Source organism: Capnocytophaga sp. oral taxon 324 str. F0483 (assembly GCF_000318315.2).
GTDB lineage: Bacteria > Bacteroidota > Bacteroidia > Flavobacteriales > Flavobacteriaceae > Capnocytophaga > Capnocytophaga ochracea.
Genome location: NZ_KB291507.1, coordinates 1 through 3608, shown reverse-complemented (window position 1 = coordinate 3608; position 3608 = coordinate 1). Strand labels below are relative to the sequence as shown.

4 protein-coding genes are annotated in these 3608 nt (G+C 39.4%); 1 reads left to right on the top strand and 3 read right to left on the bottom strand.

Features of this window, described 5'->3' with window-relative positions:
• Nucleotides 1–134 precede the first annotated feature (134 nt).
• Nucleotides 135–869, top strand: a complete 735-nt coding sequence (fabG, locus tag HMPREF9072_RS03830; protein ID WP_009410614.1) for a 3-oxoacyl-ACP reductase FabG — start codon at nt 135–137, stop codon at nt 867–869.
• Between the two features lie 165 nt (nt 870–1034).
• On the opposite strand, the gene HMPREF9072_RS03825 is transcribed toward fabG, so the two are convergent.
• The 3 genes from HMPREF9072_RS03825 to HMPREF9072_RS03815 all read right to left on the bottom strand — a co-directional run bounded on the left by HMPREF9072_RS03825 (nt 1035) and on the right by HMPREF9072_RS03815 (nt 3305).
• Entirely contained in the window at nt 1035–2582 is a 1548-nt protein-coding gene (locus HMPREF9072_RS03825) for a DUF4301 family protein (RefSeq protein ID WP_009410612.1), read from the bottom strand.
• A 254-nt stretch (nt 2583–2836) separates the two neighbouring features.
• Nucleotides 2837–3028: a hypothetical protein gene (locus tag HMPREF9072_RS03820; protein WP_009410611.1), complete on the bottom strand. Its 192-nt coding sequence runs from the start codon at nt 3026–3028 to the stop codon at nt 2837–2839.
• A gap of 145 nt (nt 3029–3173) precedes the next feature.
• On the bottom strand, nt 3174–3305 hold the full coding sequence (locus tag HMPREF9072_RS03815; protein ID WP_009410610.1) for a hypothetical protein: 132 nt from the start codon (nt 3303–3305) through the stop codon (nt 3174–3176).
• Nucleotides 3306–3608 lie beyond the last annotated feature (303 nt).

The following is a 3608-nucleotide window of genomic DNA, read 5'->3' as shown; positions in this document are numbered from 1 at the left end:
AAAATGTTCCTTACAACCTTAGTTTCAAACTTTGCCAAAGTGTAGCGACAGCGTGATTGAAAAAATAGAACAATCTGACTTGTCGGACTAATGATAGAAAACAAAAAAAGAAGTAAAACTAAATAAAAAAACAAATGAGAAAATATGCTATTATTACAGGAGGTTCGCGAGGTATAGGGCGCGCTATATGCGAAAAACTCGCACAAGACACCGATTATCATTTACTCATTGCTTACCAAAGCAATGAGGTTGCTGCACTTGAAACCCTCAATCACATTAGGAAATTAGGGCGCGAAGGAGAGATTATACGCTTTGACGTATCTGACCACCAAAGTACTACCGAAGCCCTTACCAAATGGCAACACGACAATAAAGATGCCGTAGTAGAGGTGATTGTGAACAACGCGGGTATTAACCGCGATGGGCTCTTTATGTGGATGCCCCAAGAGGATTGGAGCAAGGTGATTTCCACTACCCTCGACGGCTTCTACAATGTTACTAATTTCTTTATCCAAAAGATGTTACGCCATCGTTATGGACGTATTATCAACATCTCGTCGGTATCGGGAGTGAAGGGAACCGCAGGGCAAACCAACTATTCGGCTGCCAAAGGAGCGATTATTGCGGCTACCAAAGCCTTGGCGCAAGAAGTAGCCAAAAGACACATCACCGTGAATGCCATTGCTCCTGGGTTTATACGTACTGATATGACCTCTTCGCTCAACGAAGAAGACCTCGTGAAACTTATACCGGTAGGTCGTTTTGGGGAAGCCGAAGAAGTAGCTGACCTCGTATCGTTTTTAGTCTCTAAAAAAGCTTCGTATATCACCGGAGAAGTGATTAATATCAACGGGGGGGTGTATAGTTAGGTAAAAGGTAAAAGATAAAAGGTAAAAGGTAAAAGGTAAAGCCAGCGAGGCTCACAGCTGGGTATGTGAATAAAAGATAAAAGGTATTGCACAAAAAGCATTGGCAAAAGTCGTAGCACGACCTTTGCCAATGCTTTCTTAATAATATCAATTGTTAATAAAGAATTATCCTTGGTGAGTTTTCTTCAATAAATCGTTTACTACTTTTACGGGGTTGAAAGTGATGATAGGTACTTCTACGAAAAGGGTAATCCAGTGAGCCATTGAGCCGTTCCACAAACCGGGGAGTTCCAATGCTTTTAGCGGTCTGCCCATAAAGGTTTTGGAGGTTATAAAGGCTTGGTTAGGATCTACGTACTGTTGTAAATCGAATTTCTCGCCTTTGTAGTTCTTCGTGCCACAAACCAAATCTACGGGGTTAAAGTGAGTAGATTGCTGGAAAATTTCTTTTTGTTTGGCATCTGCCATATTCACCTGTGCAGATTCGATGATTTGTAAACTATAACCTTCACCATCTTTCACCCAGAAAGGACCTCCACCGGGTTCTCCTTCGTTCTTCACCATTCCGCATACGCGTATAGGGCGATTCAGTTGCTCTTTGATGAACTCCATAGCATATTGACGGCGGAATTTATAGAGATAATCGGGAACGGAGATATTGATTTCTTTGAGAAAATCGAGTATATGCTTAATCTCTTTCTTCTTAATCTTATCATTATCTATACGATGTAAGATTTTAAACACTTCGTCTTGTACTTCACATAGTTTTCCGGCGAGCGCTTCTTTGTAAAACACGGTCTCATCGGTATACTTTTTGACTACCACATTATCAATATTCTTGATGAAGATGATGTCGGCATCGATATCGTTGAGGTTGCTGAGTAGCGCTCCGTGCCCCGCAGGGCGGAAGACTAAATTACCTTCTTCGTCGCGGAAAAACTCATTATCTTCGGTTACCGAAATTGTATCAGTACTTGGTTTTTGGTAAGAGAAAGTTACATCGAAAGTAATGTTATAGCGTTCTTCGAGTATAGGTTTGATATGGTTGAGTTCCTTATAAAAAGCTTCGGTATGCTGCTCGGTGATGGTGAAGTGTAGGTGTGCTACTTCCTCATCGGAGGCATAAAGTACTGCTTCGCGGAAGTGCTCTTCAAAAGGAGTAGCGATTTTCTCGGAATGCTTATGGAAAGGTAGTAATCCCTTAGGCATATTGCCATAGCCCAACCCTTCTTCATTGAGAAGCGTATTGACGATGATGTGTTTTTGGATATCTTCGTTTAGTGAGGAAAAGTCGGGGTGATTTTTATCAATAGCAGCTTTTAAGATAGGATAAAAGGCAAAGCGTTCGAGACCTTCGAAGAAGGTTTTAACTTCCTTGTTACCTGTTCTATTGACATAAGCTATAAATGACTCACGATCGGGTTCGAAATCGTCTCGGAAAGCGAAAAGAGCTTTAAACATACGGGTAGCCGCACCAGAGGCAGGTACGAATTTGAGGATAGTGTTACCGCGCTTTCGTTTTTGATAAATAGCAGCGTACTTGGCGGCTTCTTCTTTGCTGAGCGGAATAATACCATCGTCTATCACAGCGGCTTTATACAGTTGTATAGGAGGAATTCCTTGTTTGAATTGCGCTATTTGGGCATCGAGTATTTCTTCGGAGATCCCTTTTTTAATGAGCAATTGGCGGTCTTTTTCTGTTAATTCATTCATAATATAATAGTTTCGTTTAACATTCCAAAACTTACGATTGTTTTAGAGGACAAAGATATAAACAAAAAAAGATAAAAGCAAATAAAAAGCAAAAAAAGTTTTTGGAAGATAAAAGATAAAATTTATGACAGCTGAGTATGTGGCAAATTAGAGAATTAGAAAATGAGGAAATGAGAGAATGAGAGAATGGGGCGTGAGCTTGTAGCTCACGCTGACGAAGGGACTCGGAGGAGCGAGCTATACGAGTATTCTTATTATTTAGTTTTTGAAACCACAGATTCTTCTGTAGTTATATCGGCTTTTGCGCGGTCTCTTCCTATTTGAAAGCCTATGGTAAGGAGTATTGCTATCGCCCCAATAATAGAAAGTACCAAACGTCTTTCTTTATTTTTCTCGCGATAAGCACTGACTAAAAAGATACATAAAAATACAATAACTAACCACATAATATAAGGGTTTAATGAGAGATATAATACAAAAATTCGTTTGTAGTTTTCCCTAATCTATAAATAGAAAATAAGGATAAGATAACAGCTACAAGGGTTAGTCTTTTGTCACTAAGAATAAGGCGACGGACTGAGGTAAGAAAATTCATAAGTCTTTCTGGATATTCCCTACAAATTCTCCTAAAGCATAAAAAACGCCATATAAGAACCACCATAGTAGAATCGCTAAGAATATCATTTTGAGTATGGATACTGTTTCTGATTCTCTTGTTTTCATAATGAAACATAATTAAAATTCGGTACAAAGGTAGTGAATTATTATTTATAAAACAAAAATAATGATGCTAATAATACTAAAAATGCCAATAATGCCAGAAATACTGATAATTAACTTTTGCCAAAGGTCGTAGCACGACGGGCGGTGTGAGCCGCGCAGGCAGTGTGAGCCGCACGGGCTGTTAAATTAGCAGATTAGCAAATGTGGAAATTAGAAAATGAATAGTGATAAAAATCATTTTTTGACAGGTCAGACTTGTCGGACAAATTGGATAGGTTAGAGAGAGCGGAAGGAAACGGAGAA